At 62.7% G+C, this 15,883-nt stretch carries 15 protein-coding genes; 8 read left to right on the forward strand and 7 right to left on the reverse strand.

From position 1 onward, the window contains the following. The first annotated feature begins 218 nt into the window (after positions 1-218). Genes E2F43_RS16320 through E2F43_RS16345 form a run of 6 tightly spaced genes read left to right on the forward strand, consistent with a single transcriptional unit; the run spans position 219 to position 7,064 of the window. On the forward strand, positions 219-1,175 hold the full coding sequence (locus tag E2F43_RS16320) for an AAA family ATPase (RefSeq protein ID WP_133214650.1): 957 nt from the start codon (positions 219-221) through the stop codon (positions 1,173-1,175). Next, positions 1,175-2,116, forward strand: coding sequence for a DUF58 domain-containing protein (locus E2F43_RS16325; protein WP_133214652.1), 942 nt, complete (start codon positions 1,175-1,177; stop codon positions 2,114-2,116). The genes E2F43_RS16320 and E2F43_RS16325 overlap by 1 nt, the downstream gene beginning before the upstream one ends. Next, on the forward strand, positions 2,113-2,589 hold the full coding sequence (locus E2F43_RS16330) for a DUF4381 domain-containing protein (protein ID WP_133214655.1): 477 nt from the start codon (positions 2,113-2,115) through the stop codon (positions 2,587-2,589). The genes E2F43_RS16325 and E2F43_RS16330 overlap by 4 nt, the downstream gene beginning before the upstream one ends. Beyond that, positions 2,586-3,626 (forward strand): vWA domain-containing protein, encoded by a 1,041-nt coding sequence (locus E2F43_RS16335; RefSeq protein ID WP_133214657.1) that lies wholly within the window; start codon positions 2,586-2,588, stop codon positions 3,624-3,626. The genes E2F43_RS16330 and E2F43_RS16335 overlap by 4 nt, the downstream gene beginning before the upstream one ends. Further along, on the forward strand, positions 3,623-5,413 hold the full coding sequence (locus E2F43_RS16340; protein WP_238946980.1) for a vWA domain-containing protein: 1,791 nt from the start codon (positions 3,623-3,625) through the stop codon (positions 5,411-5,413). Before E2F43_RS16335 ends, E2F43_RS16340 begins: the two co-directional genes overlap by 4 nt. Beyond that, entirely contained in the window at positions 5,394-7,064 is a 1,671-nt protein-coding gene (locus E2F43_RS16345; RefSeq protein WP_165954364.1) for a BatD family protein, read from the forward strand. The genes E2F43_RS16340 and E2F43_RS16345 overlap by 20 nt, the downstream gene beginning before the upstream one ends. Positions 7,065-7,069: 5 nt before the next feature. Here the strand turns inward: E2F43_RS16345 and pepN are convergent, their stop codons facing one another. The 6 genes from pepN to E2F43_RS16375 all read right to left on the reverse strand — a co-directional run bounded on the left by pepN (position 7,070) and on the right by E2F43_RS16375 (position 13,127). Then, positions 7,070-9,718 (reverse strand): aminopeptidase N, encoded by a 2,649-nt coding sequence (gene pepN / locus E2F43_RS16350; RefSeq protein WP_133214661.1) that lies wholly within the window; start codon positions 9,716-9,718, stop codon positions 7,070-7,072. An 8-nt stretch (positions 9,719-9,726) separates the two neighbouring features. Next, positions 9,727-10,563 carry a DUF2797 domain-containing protein gene (locus E2F43_RS16355; protein WP_238946981.1) on the reverse strand — a complete coding sequence of 279 codons (837 nt, stop codon included), beginning with the start codon at positions 10,561-10,563 and terminating at the stop codon, positions 9,727-9,729. Between the two features lie 9 nt (positions 10,564-10,572). Then, a complete protein-coding gene (locus tag E2F43_RS16360; protein WP_133214663.1) occupies positions 10,573-10,824 on the reverse strand; it encodes a YeaC family protein in 252 nt (83 codons plus the stop codon). Positions 10,825-10,912: 88 nt separating this feature from the next. After that, positions 10,913-11,323, reverse strand: coding sequence for a TFIIB-type zinc ribbon-containing protein (locus E2F43_RS16365; protein ID WP_133214665.1), 411 nt, complete (start codon positions 11,321-11,323; stop codon positions 10,913-10,915). 53 nt (positions 11,324-11,376) lie between these two features. Then, a complete protein-coding gene (locus E2F43_RS16370; protein WP_133214667.1) occupies positions 11,377-12,243 on the reverse strand; it encodes a rhomboid family intramembrane serine protease in 867 nt (288 codons plus the stop codon). After that, entirely contained in the window at positions 12,243-13,127 is an 885-nt protein-coding gene (locus E2F43_RS16375) for an NAD(+) kinase (protein ID WP_133214669.1), read from the reverse strand. Before E2F43_RS16375 ends, E2F43_RS16370 begins: the two co-directional genes overlap by 1 nt. A gap of 38 nt (positions 13,128-13,165) precedes the next feature. Here E2F43_RS16375 and E2F43_RS16380 point away from each other — a divergent pair, with 38 nt between their 5' ends. Together E2F43_RS16380 and E2F43_RS16385 are read left to right on the forward strand one after the other, a co-directional pair. Continuing rightward, positions 13,166-14,065, forward strand: coding sequence for a DUF1853 family protein (locus E2F43_RS16380; RefSeq protein WP_133214671.1), 900 nt, complete (start codon positions 13,166-13,168; stop codon positions 14,063-14,065). Beyond that, complete coding sequence (locus E2F43_RS16385) at positions 14,058-14,936, forward strand: endonuclease/exonuclease/phosphatase family protein (protein ID WP_165954365.1); 879 nt, start codon at positions 14,058-14,060, stop codon at positions 14,934-14,936. The genes E2F43_RS16380 and E2F43_RS16385 overlap by 8 nt, the downstream gene beginning before the upstream one ends. A 51-nt stretch (positions 14,937-14,987) precedes the next feature. Here E2F43_RS16385 and E2F43_RS16390 read toward each other — a convergent pair whose 3' ends face one another. Continuing rightward, positions 14,988-15,842, reverse strand: a complete 855-nt coding sequence (locus E2F43_RS16390; RefSeq protein WP_165954366.1) for a 1-aminocyclopropane-1-carboxylate deaminase/D-cysteine desulfhydrase — start codon at positions 15,840-15,842, stop codon at positions 14,988-14,990. Positions 15,843-15,883 lie beyond the last annotated feature (41 nt).

A 15,883-nucleotide genomic window follows, 5' to 3' on the forward strand; every position in this document is an offset into this window, starting at 1 on the left:
CGATTCGATTGTTCTTCCTGCCCGCTGCGGTAGGCAAGGCCCTGTTGCAAGTCTAGACCAAACCCCGCGTCAACGAGACAACCCTGAGGAACTTTTACTGTGGTGATAAGTCACACAATCGTTCCTGCCGCAGACGGGGTGGACGCTGCTACAGGGTGCGATACAATGCGCCTGCCTTTCCCGGTAGTAACCATCTGACACAAACAACAGGAGATCGCGTGGCAAGCGCAGAAATCAGGGCCCTGCAAGAGTGGCTCAGTGGCCAGATTATTGGCCAGTCGCATCTGGTGGAAAGACTTATTATCGCCCTGCTGGCAGACGGTCACCTGCTGGTTGAGGGCGCCCCGGGACTCGCCAAGACCCGGGCGGTAAAAAGCCTCGCAGACGGACTGGAGGGTGACTTCCAGCGCATCCAGTTCACCCCGGACCTGCTGCCGGGAGACGTTACCGGCACCGAAATTTACCGACCCCAGGAGGGCTCTTTCCATTTCCAGCGTGGTCCGATCTTCCACAACCTGGTGCTAGCCGACGAGATCAATCGCGCACCCGCCAAAGTGCAGTCAGCCTTGCTGGAGGCCATGGCGGAGCGCCAGGTCAGTATCGGCTCGGAAACCTACGACCTGCCGCGGCTGTTCCTGGTGATGGCTACCCAGAATCCGATTGAACAGGAGGGTACCTACCCCCTGCCGGAGGCCCAGCTGGATCGATTCCTGCTGCACGTCAATGTGGACTACCCCGATGCCGCGGCCGAGGCCGACATTCTTCGCCTGACCCGTTCCGAAGCGAGCAAGCCGGCAGCGAACGCTCCCCGACCCCTTGCACAGGAGTCGATATTCGCTGCCCGGGAGGAAATACTGGGCCTGCACATGTCGCAGGCGGTCGAGGACTACATCGTGCAACTGGTTATCGCCACCCGCTCCCCGGAGCGCTATAACGAGCAGCTGCGGCACTGGATCGAGTACGGTGGCAGTCCTCGCGCCACTATCGCCCTGGACCGCTGCGCCCGCGCCCACGCCTGGCTAGGCGGCCAGGACTTCGTCAGCCCGGACAACGTGCAGGCGGTGGTCGCGGACGTGTTGCGTCACCGACTGCTGCTGAGTTTCGAGGCCGAGGCCAGTGGCATCACCCCCGACCAGGTGACCAGCGAGTTGCTGGCGCTGGTGCCCGTGGGCTGATGCAGGCAGCGGATATCGCAGCCCCGGCCAGGGGTGCCTACGCCTCCCTGGAAGACCTGATCGCCCTGCGGTTCCCGGCGCGGCAGCTACAGCTTGCGCGTCGCAATCGCGCACTGTCTGCCCTCACCGGCCCCAACAAGTCCAATTTTCGCGGCCGGGGTATCGACTTCGAGGAGGTCCGCAGTTACCAGGCGGGAGACGACATCCGCAGCATTGACTGGCGGGTCACCGCGCGCACCGGAAACGCTCACACCAAACTGTTTCGGGAGGAGCGGGAACGCCCGGTACTGCTGGTGGTAGACCAGCGGCCGGCGATGTTCTTCGGCTCCAGCAATTGCTTCAAGTCGGTACTCGCGGCGCACCTCGCCAGCCTGCTCTGCTGGAGCGCCCTGGACGGCGGCGACCGGGTTGGCGGACTGGTGTTTGACGGCCACCGCCATCGTGAGGTACGGCCACGCCGCTCTCGACGCACGGTACTTGGCCTGTTATCGGAGGTCTGTGCCTTTAACAGCGCCCTGCCGCTGGCAGCACCTGCGCCAACGGGCAGCTTTGCCGACATGCTGGCCAACCTGCGCCGGGTGGCAAAACCGGGCAGTAACATCTATCTGGTCAGCGACTTCAGCGGCGCCGACGATGACAATGCCCGCAAACATATGTTCCAGCTGGCCCAGCACACCCAGGTGACCGCTATCGGATGCAGCGATCCACTGGAAAGCCAGTTGCCACAGGGCGGCCGCTACGCGGTTACCGATGGCGAAGCCCGCAGCGAACTGAATACCGCCGACCGACGGTTGCGCCGCGAGTACCATGACGCCTTCAGCCAACGGCAACACCGGCTGCAACAGGATCTCGCCCGCCTCGGCGTTCCGCTGCTGCAGACGTCGACGGCGGAGGCCCCCTTCTCCCTGCTGCAGACCTATTTCGGAGACAGCCGCCGGTGAACCCTGCCGACCCGCTGGCACAACTCCACCCCCTGCGCGAACCGGCAGCTATAGGCTGGTGGCCACCGGCACCCGGCTGGTGGCTGCTGCTGGCGTTGGTCATCGTCGGCCTGGCCGCAGTGGCCTGGGGCGGGCTGCGCCGTTACCGCCGCAATGCCTACCGTCGCCGGGGCCTGGCACAGCTGGCACAGATTCGCAGCCGCTGGCTGGCCGACAATAACCACCTGCGCTGCCTGTCCGAGGCCAACGCCCTGCTCAAGGCTGTCGCGCTGAGGGCTTACCCCGTCCGCGACGTGGCCGGCATCAGCGGTCGCGACTGGCAGGACTTTCTCGACCAGACAATGGCCGGAAACGCCGGGTTCGAACTGCGACTATTACAGGCCCAATACCTCGGCGAGGTCGATGGCCAGGGACTCGACGAGCATCTCCACCAGTGCGCTAGCTGGATCAAACGACACAGGGTGAGCGCATGATCGAGTGGTTCTGGCCGTGGATGCTGCTGCTGGCACCGCTGCCCTGGCTGGTGCGGCGCCTGGCGCCGCCTGCCGAGGGACAGGAGCCGGCCCTGCGCGCCCCGTTTTTCGACCGCTGGCAACAGCTTAGCGAGCACCAGGGACGTACCGCCCGCAGCACTCGCCGCCTGCCGGAACTGGCCCTCTGGCTGCTGTGGTTGCTGCTACTGTTGGCTGCGGCGCGACCCATCTGGGTCGGCGAGGCGATTGAGCTGCCCAACAGTGGCCGCGACCTGATGCTGGCAGTGGATATCTCCGGCTCCATGACCATCGAGGATATGGAACTGTCGGACCAGTTGGTCAGCCGTATCCGCGCGGTGAAGCAGGTCGGCAGCCAGTTCATCGAGCAGCGCGAGGGTGACCGCCTTGGCTTGATCCTGTTCGGCAGCAACGCCTACGTGCAGTCGCCGCTCAGCTTTGATACGGCCACCGTACAGCGCTTCCTGCGGGAAGCACAAATTGGTTTCGCCGGCCAGGACACGGCCATCGGTGACGCCATTGGGCTGGCGGTAAAACGGCTGAAGGAGCGACCTGCCGACAACCGGGTGCTGATCCTGCTCAGCGATGGCAAGGACACCGCCAGCTCGGTACAGCCCCTGGATGCCGCCAAGCTGGCGGCGGACCTGGGCATCCGCATTTACACCATCGGTATCGGCGCCGACCGGCTGACCATGCCGGGCCTGTTCGGCTCCAGCTTCGGTGCCCGCCAGGTCAACCCCTCGGCGGAGCTGGATGAGGCAGGCTTGCAACAAATTGCACAGATGACCGGTGGCAAGTATTTCCGGGCCCGTAACCCCGCCGAGCTGGCCAATATTTACCTGCTGCTGGACCAGTTGGAACCCATCGAAGTGGACACCGCCAGCTACCGACCGCGCCAGGCCCTGGGTTACCTGCCGCTGCTACTGGCGCTGGCGATCAGCTTCGCCCTGGCGATGCGCCAGGTCTGGCTGGCCCGGCCCGCAGGAAGCCACCCGGCAATGGGGGAGGAAACCGGATGAGTTTTCACCTGATGCGTCCCGAGTGGCTGTGGGCCATCGTGCCGGCGGTGTTCCTGGCTTTGCTGATCTGGCGTCTGCGACAGCGCAGCGGCAGCTGGAGTTCGGTTATCGATCCCCGGCTCCTGCCCTACCTGATTGGCGATGGCGAGGGGAAACCGCAACGCAACCTGGCGCCAGGCCTGCTGCTGGCCTGGATAGTGGCCGCATTGGCGGCCGCGGGTCCCAGCTTCCAGAAGATTCCCCAGCCGGTGCACCAGAAACAGGACGCACTGGTACTGGTTATGGATCTGAGTTACTCGATGATGGCCGCCGACCTGGCGCCCTCGCGCACGGACCGGGCCCGGCAGAAGCTGCTGGACCTGCTGGAGCGCAGGCGAGAGGGCCAAACCGGGCTGATCGCTTACGCCGGCGACGCCCACATTGTGACCCCGCTCACTGACGACACCCCCACCATCGCCAACCTGCTGCCAGCGCTGGACCCCACCATGATGCCGGTCATGGGGTCGGAGCCGGCAGCCGCCCTGGCCCTGGGCATCGAGTTGTTACACTCTGCCGGCATCCGCCAGGGGCGGCTGCTGTTGCTGACCGATGGCATTACCGCAGCGGACCGGAACGAGATCGCTGAGTTGCTGCGCGGCAGCGGCGTCAGTCTCGCGATAATGGGCATCGGCACCCCAACCGGCGCTCCCCTCCCCCTGCCCAGGGGTGGCTTCCTCAAGGACGATAGTGGTGCCATCGTGCTTCCGGGCCTTGAGGAAGGCACACTGCTGGACCTGGCCGGGGATGTCGGTGGTCGCTATATGCCCATGCAGATCGATGACAGCGACCTCGACTACCTGCTGGCAGAGGGTCTGCTCGACCTGCCGGAACAGACCCTGGTACTGGAGCGGGCGGCGGACACCTGGGAGGACCAGGGCTACCTGCTGGTGCTCCTGCTGCTGCCGGTGGTGCTGTCCCTGTTCCGCCGCGGCTGGTTCGTCTGCCTGTTGCCATTGCTGTTTGCGCCGCTGCCGCAACCAGCGCAGGCGGGGCTCTGGGACGACCTTTGGCTGACGCCGGACCAACAGGGGCAACGGGCATTGCAGGCACAAGACCACGAGGCTGCCGCGCACCTGTTCGACAACCCTGACTGGGCCGGCACCGCCGCCTACCGCGGGGGCGACTACGCGGAGGCGGCAAAAAAATTCAACGACGAAGGCAGTGCCGATGCCCTGTACAACCGCGGCAATGCCCTGGCCCGGGCCGGACAACTGGACGCGGCCATGGAGGCGTACCGCAAGTCGCTGCAGCTGCAGCCGGACAGGCAGGACGCGCGGGATAACCTGGCCCTGCTGGAGCAACTGCAACAGCAGCAGGAACAGCAGGAACAGCAGGAATCAAACCAGGATCAACAGCAACAGGGCGAGCAGCAACAACAGCCTCAGCAGGGCCAGCAACCGGAAAGTGAGCAACAGAACCAACAGCCCGGGGACTCAGCCTCGGAGCAACAACAGCAGCCGCCGGACCAGCAGCAACAGGGGGAAGACCAGCAGGACGCGAACAGCAGCCAGCCGGAAAACGCCCGGGAACAGCAGGAACCAGAGGACGCGGACGGTCAGCAACAGGATCAACTGAACCAGGCCATCGCCGAGGCCCAGCAGGAGGACCTGGAGCGCGACCAGGCCATGGAGCAGTGGCTGAGACGGGTGCCCGATGACCCTTCAGGCCTGCTGCGGCAGAAATTCCGCTATGAAAGCCAGCAGCGACAGCAACAGGGAAACACGAAGGATGATGACACATACTGGTAGGCTGGCACCGTGGGCGCTGGTACTGCTGTTCACGCTCGCCAGCGGACTGGCGCAAGCGGCTGTGGAAGCCAGCGTAGACCGCACCCGGATCGCCCTGGGGGACAGCCTGCAACTGGTGGTAAGCGCCACCGAAGACGACGAGGACCTGTCCAGCGTCAACCTCGATGCCTTGCTCCGGGACTGGGAAGTCCTGTCCCGGAGCACTCGCAGCAACACCACCATCGTCAATGGCAAACGCAGCCACCAGCGCCAGCTGCACATGGAAATTACACCGCGACGGATGGGCACTTTAACCATACCGGCGTTGCAGGTGGGAGCCCGCGCAACCCGGGAAGTGGTGATCGAGGTCGGTCAACCACCAAAGATCGACCCGGGTGCGGAAAATGTACTGTTCGAGGCCAGCGTGGACCGGGAGACGGTTTATGTGCAGGGCCAGCTGATACTCACACTGCGCCTGCAGCAGGCCGTTAACCTCGACGGACGCAGCATCAGCGACCTCGAATTGCCCGGCGCTTTCGTGGTGCCACTGGAGCAGAAGTCCTTTCAGCGCCAGGTCGATGGTCGGCCCTGGCTGGTGCACGAGGTGCGCTACGCCATTTTCCCGGAACAAAGCGGCTCGCTCACGATTCCCGCACAGAGTTTCTCCGCCCGCGAGAGTGTCCCTCGGCGCAGTGTCTTCGATACCAACCGGGGACGCCTCATTCGCCTGTACAGTGAGGCGCTGGAAATCGAGGTGCTGCCCAGGCCGGCAGAATTTACCGGTAATACCTGGCTACCGGCGCGCAATATCGTGCTCGAGGAGGAGTGGTCGGCTGATCCCGGGCCGTTGCGCGCCGGCGAGTCCGTCACCCGCAGCATTCGACTGCGCGGCGAAGGCCTGCAGGGCGCTCAACTGCCACCGGTGTTGCTGCAGCCGGTCGACGGTATCAAGCATTACCCGGATCAACCGAGCATTTCCGATACAGAAATTTCCAGCGGCCTGCTGGGCTCGCGAACCGACAGTGTTGCCATTGTGCCTACCCGGGCCGGCAGCATTGAACTGCCGGCCATAGAGGTTCCCTGGTGGGATACCGAGGCGCGGGTGATGCGCACGGCAAGCATACCGGCGCGCACGCTGCAGGTGGCTGCCGCGAATTCCGCGTCCACGTACTCGCCGGGCGACGTTGCGGCGCCGGCAAGCCAGCAGCCCACCGGGCCGGTACAGCCAGAATCGCCGCTACTGTGGCAACTGCTGGCCCTGGTGTGCGGCCTGGGCTGGCTGCTCACCGCCGGTCTATGGTGGCACAGCCGGCGCAACAGTGACGTTGGCGTAGAAGAGCCAATCGCGAGGATTTCGCCCAGGGCTGCCTACAAGTCGCTGATTGCAGCCTGCGCCGCTGACCAGGCGCAACAGGCACGCAGGCAGCTGATTCTCTGGGTCAGCGCACTGTGCAACGACCCCGGGGTCACTACACTGGAGCAGGCCTCGGCGGTACTGGCAGACGAGGAACTGGCTACCGAACTCAGGGCACTGGAGACAGCCCTTTACGGACAGGATCACCCCGCCTGGCGCGGTGACCGGCTGAGAGCCGTCGTCGAGCGGCTACAGCGACAGCATACGGGCGGGCAGCGGCAGCGGGCAGAGGCGCTGACACTCTACCCCACTGCCTGAGGCGTTTACTGCAAAGATTTGGTCACCACCTCGTAGACGTCCGGCGACAGCTCCGGCAGTGCGGCCAGGCGCTGCAATTCACCGCGCATCATGTCCTGACGGCCGGCGTAGTAGCGCCACTTGGTCAGCGGTGCCAGCAACCGCGAGGCAATCTGCGGATTGATGCTGTTGAGCCGGGCTATGACATCCGCCAACAGGCGGTAGCCTTCGCCATCTGTACGGTGGAAATTCACCGGATTCTGGCCGGCAAAGCCACCGATCAGCGCGCGTACCTTGTTGGGGTTGCGCAGGTCGAAATCGGGATGCTCCATCAGCCCGCGAACCCGGTCCAGGGCGCCCCCATCGGGCATGGCTGCCTGCAACTGCAGCCACTGGTTGACCACCAGGGTCTCGTGGCGCCAGTCCTGGTAGAAATCGGCCAGCGGCTGGGCCCAGTCGTTCGCCGCGCCGTAGAAGGCCAGGGCCCTGAGCCCTGCCAGTCGGTCGGTCATATTGCCAGCGCTGAGAAACTGTGCATGCGCCAGCCCCAGATGCGCGCCATTGGCACAGGCCAGGTAATCCAGGCAGCTGTTGCGCAGTGCGCGACGGGCGATTTGGTCCCCGCTGGGTTGGTATGCATCGACGCTGGACAGGGCCTGATAGCGGGCCAGCAGAACCTGCTCGGCAGCTTCTCCGATGGCCTGTTTGACGGCCGCTCGGGCCCGGTGAATCAGGTCGACATCGGCCGCACCCTCTCCCGCCTGCTCCGCCAGGTAGCTCTCGCCAGGCAGTGCCAGCATTTCGGCAACCATGGCCGGATCGAGTGACGTATCTTCCAGCAGCTGGACGAAAGCCCCACTCAGCAATGGGTCGATAACGACAGCGGCACCGCTGGACAGCTGTTGCTGGACCTCGGTGATTACCTGCAGTGCCAGCGCCTGAGCGCTGTCCCAGCGGACAAAACCGTCGTCATCGCGGCTCATCAACTGGCACAGGGCGCTGCGGTCGTAGTCGTATTCCAGGCGAACCGGCGCCGAGAAACCGCGTAACAGCGAGGGCACCGGGCGCTCCCGTACGTCGTCGAACACGAACTGCTGGCGCTCCTGGTCGACAATCAGCACCTTGTGGGTATTGTCTTCGGTTTCATGATCCGTCTCCTGTCCCGCCAGTGTCAGTGGCAGGTTACCCGCATCGCCGAGCAGCCCCATGGCCAGGGGAATGACAAAGGGCTGTTTCTGCGCCTGCCCCGGTGTCGCCGGACAACGTTGCGACACGTCCAGCGTGTAGGTATTGCTTTCAGCGTCGTAGCTGTCTGTCACCGACAGGATCGGCGTACCCGCCTGTGAATACCAGCGACGGAACTGGCCCAGGTCCATGCCGCTCGCGTCTTCCATTGCCCGCACGAAGTCCTCGCAGGTGACCGCCTGGCCGTCATGGCGGGAGAAATACAGGTCGGAACCGGCGCGAAAATTCTCTTCGCCCAGCAGGGTATGAATCATGCGCACAACCTCCGCACCCTTCTCGTAAATCGTGAGGGTGTAAAAGTTGTTGATCTCGATATAGGACTCCGGGCGAACGGGGTGCGCCATCGGGCCCGCATCCTCGGCAAACTGGGCCGTACGCAGCATACTGACGTCTTCAACCCGCTTGACTGTGCGCGAACCCATGTCGGAAGAGAACTCGGCGTCCCGGAAAACGGTGAAGCCCTCCTTCAGGCTGAGCTGGAACCAGTCCCTGCAGGTAACCCGGTTGCCGCTCCAGTTGTGAAAGTACTCGTGGGCGACAATGGCTTCAATCCGCTGGTAGCCAGCGTCAGTGGTAATGTCCGGGTGAGCGAGAACGCAGGAGCTGTTGAAGATATTGAGGCTCTTGTTCTCCATGGCCCCCATATTGAAGTCATCGACGGCCACGATGTTGAAAATGTCCAGGTCGTATTCCCGGCCGAATACCTCTTCATCCCAGCGCATGGAGCGTTTCAGTGCATCCATGGCGTAGTCGCACTTACCCATATCCTTGGGTTCCACGTAAATCCGCAGAGTCACATCGCGACCTCCGGCAGTGCGGAAACTGTCCTCGATGTGCTCCAGGTCACCGGCTACCAGGGCGAACAGGTAAGCGGGCTTGGGGAAGGGATCATGCCATTGCACCCAGTGGCGGGTGTTGTCCAGCGGTTTGGTTTCGAGCAGATTGCCGTTACTGAGCAGCACCGGGTAGCGTTTGGCGTCGGCTTCTATGCTCACCGTAAACACCGACATCACATCGGGACGGTCGAGATAGTAGGTAATCTTGCGGAAGCCCTCTGCCTCGCACTGGGTGCAGAACATACGGTGGGACTTGTAGAGCCCCTCCAGGGAGGTATTGTCCTGGGGCCTGATGCGGGTCTTGCATGACAACACACACTGCTCCGGGAGCTGGTGGATTAGCAGGCCGTCATCGGTCAGCTGGTAGGCTTCCTCGGCAAGCTCCTCGTTATCGACACTGACCTGCAGCAGTTCCAGTTCCTGCCCGTGCAGTTGCAGAGGCACATCCTCGGCAACCGCCCGCAGCAGGTGCAGCCGGGAGGTGACAATGGTGTCCTCCTCGCCCAGCTCGAAGTGCAGTTCGGTGCGGTTGATCAGGTAGGGAGGCGCCTGGTAGTCCTCCAGATAAATGGTGCCGGGGGTGGCGTCGCGCATGATGGGCCTCAGTTAAGTTCGGAGACGGCAAGGTGGTAGCCGCCGTACTTTCGCAGGTTGATAACACCGGTGTCGAAGATCAGGTACTGGCCCTTGATCCCCAGCAACGTGCCTTCAACCTGTGGTGTCTTGTCCAGATTGAATGATTTTACTTTCACCGGATATTCCAGCACCGGGAAGCGGATACGGGTTTCTCCCGCATCTTCCAGTTCTGTGACCGATTGCAGGCCAAACTGTTCCCTGACCTGCTGCAGCCCGTTGGCGCACTCGGCCATCAGTCGCTTTCGTTCCTGCTCGAGATCCATGTCGTCGGCATCACCCTTGAGCATGGTCTGCCAGCTGGTCTTGTCCGCCACGTGGTCCTTGAACAGCGTCTCGACGACGCCGGAGTGATGACGGGTATCTACCCGGAATATGGGCTGCGCCTGCGTGGCGCCCTGATCCATCCAGCGGGTGGGAACCTGGCTGTGACGGGTGATTCCCACTTTCAGCCCGGAGGTGTTGGCGAGGTAAACGATATGATCGATCATACAGTGGGTCTCGCCCCACTCAGGCTCGCGACAGGTGCCGGCGGCGTAATGGCACTTCTCCGGGGACACGATGCAACTGTCGCACCGGGCCAGGCGCCGGAAACAGGGATAGCAATATCCCTGGTTGAAGCTCTTCCTGGTCATCCGGTCGCAGGCTACACAGTTGATTACGCCCTTGTAATCCAGCGCCAGGGTCCGACCCAGCAGCGCATTCATGGGTAACTCGACGTCCCCCAGGGGCAGCGCATAGCCCACCTGCTCGGCCAACTCGGTTTTCATTTTGCGGACGGCGCCCGCCGCCAGAAGGTCAGCCACAAATGACTCCTATTTCCAGTTCAGAGGTGTTTCAGCGGGATCGTCGCAGCTGTCTCCAGCCTTGTGCCCCTTGTCGATGTAGCCCACCCGCTCGGTTTCAGGCAGATGGCGCTCGCCCCAGGCAATCACCGCCTGCATGGCGTGCTGGCGCTGTTCCGGAGTGAGTTTCTGGCCATTCTGCCACTTGCCCAGTTCCACAGCGCGCCGGAGATTCTGATAGATCTCAGGCGTCATGGACTCGATCAGCTGTTGGTAATCCATCGGGTTTTCCACGGCGGCGAAAAACCGGCCATTATACGCCCGATTGAGATAAAAGTGGTGGCTCTGCGGGCGCAGGCCACCGGATTAATCAGGGACAGACTGTTTCCCGGTCACCCTTGATAACGCTCTTGAACCAGTCCAGCAGGTTCTCTTCCTTGAAGTCAGCGAATTCGCCGGCGTCCATGAACATGCCATGGTCGTGGCAGATCTCGTACCAGATGTGCTTTTGCTTGGCGTCGGAGGTCAATTCCATCCGCTTGCCGCAGTGGGGGCAGTCGATTTCCACCCGGCTGTCCCATTTCCAGCCTTCTTTCGGATCGCCAATATCCACCGCATGGCTTTCCGGCAGGCTTTTCAGCTGGTGGGCCTCGTCGGCGTCAAACCAGAGTCCATGACAATTCGTACAGCGGTCGATTACCACTTCACCGTGCTCCACCTCCACCATTCCGTGCTGGCACTTGGGGCATTTCAGGCTGTGATTCTCAGGGTTGTGCTCCATTTTCCAAACCTCTGTTGTTATCTGGTTAACTAGTATAGTGCGGGCTTGCCGGCTTACAAGTCCTGCTGACCACTGTCCTGCAGGCGCGAAACAAGCCCGAACACCCCCCCCAGAACCGCCCCGGTCAACAGACCGCCCAGGTGTGCCGCATTGGCAATGGCACCAAACCCCAGGGATTCAACCACCCCGAACAGGCACAGGAACAGCCAGCCGACCATGAAAATCATAATGGGCCTCGCAGGCTGGATCACCCAGCGCGGCTGTACCAGCGGGGCCACCCAGGAAAATCCGAGCAGGCCATAGACCACCCCCGACATGCCCCCAAACAGGCCCGGACCGCCGAACTGATACTGACAAATATTGGACACCAGGGCGATGACCAACAGCAGCCCCAGGGTATTGGGGCTGCCGGCGACGCGCTCGACTTTCGAGCCCAGTTCCCACAACCACAGGGTATTAAAGGTGATGTGCAACCAACCGAAGTGGAGGAAAATCGGCGTAATCAAACGCCAGTACTGCTCGCCCATGGGGAGAAAATACAGCTGCCCGGAGCGTACCTCGAATGGCGTGAAAGTCAGCCACCCGAGCCATTGTTCAGGAGCACCCAGCAACAGGGCCAGGAACAGGGCAATGCTCACCAGACCAAACAAGGCGGTCACCGGAGACTGGCGCCACGGGAACCGGTGGGCGGTCAAGGCCACCGGCCGGGTGGCCCCGGGCTCGATGGTGACTTCGCCGTCCCGCCAGGCCTGGTACAGGCGACTGACCGGCTGCACGTGCTGCCGCTCGAATACCGCCAGCACCTGTTGCCCCTCGTCTTCGTAGATGCGGTGGGCCACACCCCGGCTGCGCAACAGCGCGGTCAGCGGCAGGAGGTCTTCCCCCAGGGGTACCCGGAGTACAGTGTAGGAATCTGCCATCAGTCGACCAGTGCGTTGCTCCAGCGCAGTTTATCCCGGCAACTGGCGTAAAAGCTGTGGCCCACCGGGTGCAACAGAGTCAGGCGATGGGGCTTCTTGCGAATGACGACGGTATCGCCGGGACGCGCGGTCATATTGACCTGGCCATCACAGGTCACCGGCGGGTGGGTGCGATTGCGTTGCAGGATGTCCACGCGAATCTCGGAATTACCGTCAACGACAATGGGACGGCTGCTCAGCGCGTGGGGGAACATCGGCACCAGCACAATGGCGTCCAGTGAAGGATGCATAATCGGCCCGCCACCCGAAAGGGAATAGGCCGTGGAACCGGTGGGCGTGGAAACAATGAGCCCGTCCGCGCGCTGGCGATAGACGAACTTGCCGTCGATCGAGAGTTCGATCTCTATCATCTGGGCCGAGGTCCCGGAGTTGACCACCACATCATTGAGCGCATCGGCCCGGGCCACCGATTCACCAGCGCGTTCCACGTAGGCATCCAGCAGGAAACGGTTCTCGGTATCGTATTCACCGTCGAGCACCCGCGGGACCTGTTCGGCAATCTGGTCCGGGGTAATATCGGTGAGAAAGCCGAGACGCCCCCGGTTCACACCCAGCACGGGCGTGTCATACCTGGCCAGGGTACGCGCGGCGCTGAGCATGCTGCCGTCACCCCCGGCGACAATCACCAGGTCCGACTCCAGGCCGATCTCATCCCTGCTCGCCAGCCGCGTGCCGGCATCGGGAACCAGCTCGCCCAGCCTGTCCTCGAGAATAACCTCGTGTCCGCGGCGGACCAGCAACTCCAGCAGTTCCTGTAACACCACGTCCAGGCCGTCCTGCTGGCTGCGACCCACCAGACCAATCTTCTTGAAGGAACCAGGCATGAGTACGCCCCACTGAAAAGGACTGGTATTATAACCACGTGAACGCCTTTGCCGAAAACACCCTGCTGGAGCTGCAAACACCCGAAGTCCGCGACCTGGCCTGGGCCTGTTTCTCGCCGCCGCTTTTTCATGCCTCCAAGCTGGCCCGCCAGGCCTCAGTGAGTAACTGTCACTTCAGCCTCACGGCTGCACGCCGGCAGTGGCTGCGCCAGTTGGACCGGCAGCCCCAGGCGCTGCTGCAGTTTATCGCCGCGGGCAGGAGCACACGCCTGGGTATCTACTTCGAATCCCTCTGGCAGTTTTTCCTCAGCAACGAACCGCAGGTGGAATTGCTGGCAAGTAATCTTCCAGTGCGTGCTGGCGGGAAAACCCTGGGGGAATTTGACCTGGTCTACTTCTGCCACCGGCGACAGCGCCCTGTCCATCTGGAACTGGCCCTGAAGTTCTACCTGTGTGCTCCCGGGATGGATGGCAGCGAATGGCAGCACTGGCTCGGTCCCAATGTCAAAGACAGACTGGATCGGAAACTCACGCGCATGCTGGAACACCAGGCCCGCCTGTCGGAACAGGCGCAGGCCCGCGAGGTGCTGGCCGCACTTGGCGTGGAATCGCCGCTGCGGGAAGTGGAGGTCAAAGGAAGGCTGTACCGGCAATACGCAGTCACCACTGTTGCGCCTCCTGCCTACAACACCCAACTGGCCCTGCAGCAGTGGGCGCACGCCAGCACGGCGACTGCTATACTGGGAGACCTATCACACCGCAGGCTGGCGCGGCGTCAGTGGCTGGCACCGCTGGCAGGCAACGACAGCCCGGCCGGCCGGGAGCAGACCGGAACTGCGGCGAACAGCCCGGGGCAATTTGCCCTGGTTGACGACTGGGGGCGGGAACGGCAGCGGTTATTTGTCGTTGCCGATGAATGGCCACAAACCGATGAATAAAATGCTGGCGGGTGCCATGTCGTTGTTGCTGCTGTCATGCAATACCATCCGGGCCGAGGAACCCAGGCAGCAGCCGCTCACCGTTCAACATAACGACAGCGCTGCAATAGCACCGCCGGGGGAAATACTCAGGGTCGCCACTCTGAATATCGCTCACGGCCGGGGGCAAAGCCTGAACCAACTGCTGGTTTCGACTGAAGATATAGCGGGAAACCTTGATCGCATCGCCCAGTTCCTGCGGTCCAAAAGCATTCACATCGCCGCGCTGCAAGAGGTGGACAGTCCTTCAGCGTGGAGTGGCAATATCGATCAGGCCAATGTCCTGGCACGCATCGCCGGCTACCCCTGGTGGGTACAGGCCAGCCACGCGTCACTGTGGATTGCGCGTTATGGAACGGCGATTCTGTCCACTCTGCCCATACCGGCGGCTGTCAGTCTTGATTTTTCTCCTTCTCCGCCCACTGCGGGCAAGGGCTTTACCCTGGCCCAGATTGAGTGGGACCCGGGCGCCGGCGAGACGGTCATGGTGGACGTTATCTCCATCCACATGGACTTTTCTCGCGAGTCGGTCCGCAGGGCGCAACTGGATGAACTGGCCGCGTTGATGAACAACCGCCAACACCCGGTGATACTGATGGGCGATTTCAACTCGGAAACCCTGGCGGCCAGCCTCATGGCAAGCGCAGCGGAAAACCAACGCCACCTGAATACCTGGGTCGATGATAAATCTGAACTGTTCACCTACAAGAAGAAACGACTGGACTGGATTATTGTTTCCGACGAACTGGAATTTGTCAGCTACACGACCGCGCAAGACCTCCTGTCCGACCACAAGGCAGTCATTGCGGAACTGAGGCTGGCAGATCAGTAACATGACAGAGCTGAACTCACGACGCAGAACACGGCTGCGCGCCACCGGACGTTACTCGCAGCCCTGATTCAACCAGGTGTATCCCCGGCGGCCCTGCAGTCCACCGGTATGGACAAACAAAACCGGCTCTGTCGGTGACCACTGGCCGCTCCTGAGCATCGTGTGCACGGCGTACAGCGCTTTAGCGGTATAAACGGGCTCGAGCTGGACCTTCTGGACTTGTTCGAACGCCTGCAGGAAAGCGCGCAGCGCCGGGCTGGTCCGGGCGAACCCTCCGCAGTGGTAGTCATGCTTCAGTCGCCAGGGTACCTTCGCCTGCAGGCCTGAGTCGGCCAGTGCCTGCTGCACCGTATCAGCCAGTGCCCCGGCACCCTTGAGGGCAGAAACGCCAATCAGTTCGTCGGCGCATTCCAGCCCCGCAGCCAGCCCTGCCAGCGTGGTGCCTGTACCCACGGCAACCACCACCCGGGACCAGTGACGATCCAGTCGATTGATCAGCTCGGCAATTTCCACACAGCCGCGCACGCCCTCGGGGCCTCCGCCGCCCTCGGGGACGACAAGGCAGGGGGCATACCGCGCCGCCAGAGTCTCCAGATAGGCGGATTCGTAGCGCCGCCGATACTCCTGCCGGGAAACCGGGACCAGTTCCATACCCCAGGCTCTCGCGTCTTCCAGCATGGGGGTTGGTTGTTCCCCGCCGCGAATAATGCCGATGGTCTGCAGGCCAAGTTCGGCGCCCACAGCGGCCAGGGCATGAAGGTGGTTGGACCAGGCGCCACCGAAGCTGAGCACCCGCCCCATGCCCTGCTCTGTCGCCCTGGCGAGATGACGGCGGAGCTTGAACCGCTTGTTGCCGGCGGCGACTCCGCCCCACTGGTCCAGCCGCAGCACCTGGACATTTCCCATACACAACTGCTGCACGGGTGCAGTATCGAGCGGACAAAGTG

Source organism: Seongchinamella unica (assembly GCF_004354085.1).
Taxonomy (GTDB): domain Bacteria; phylum Pseudomonadota; class Gammaproteobacteria; order Pseudomonadales; family Halieaceae; genus Halioglobus; species Halioglobus unicus.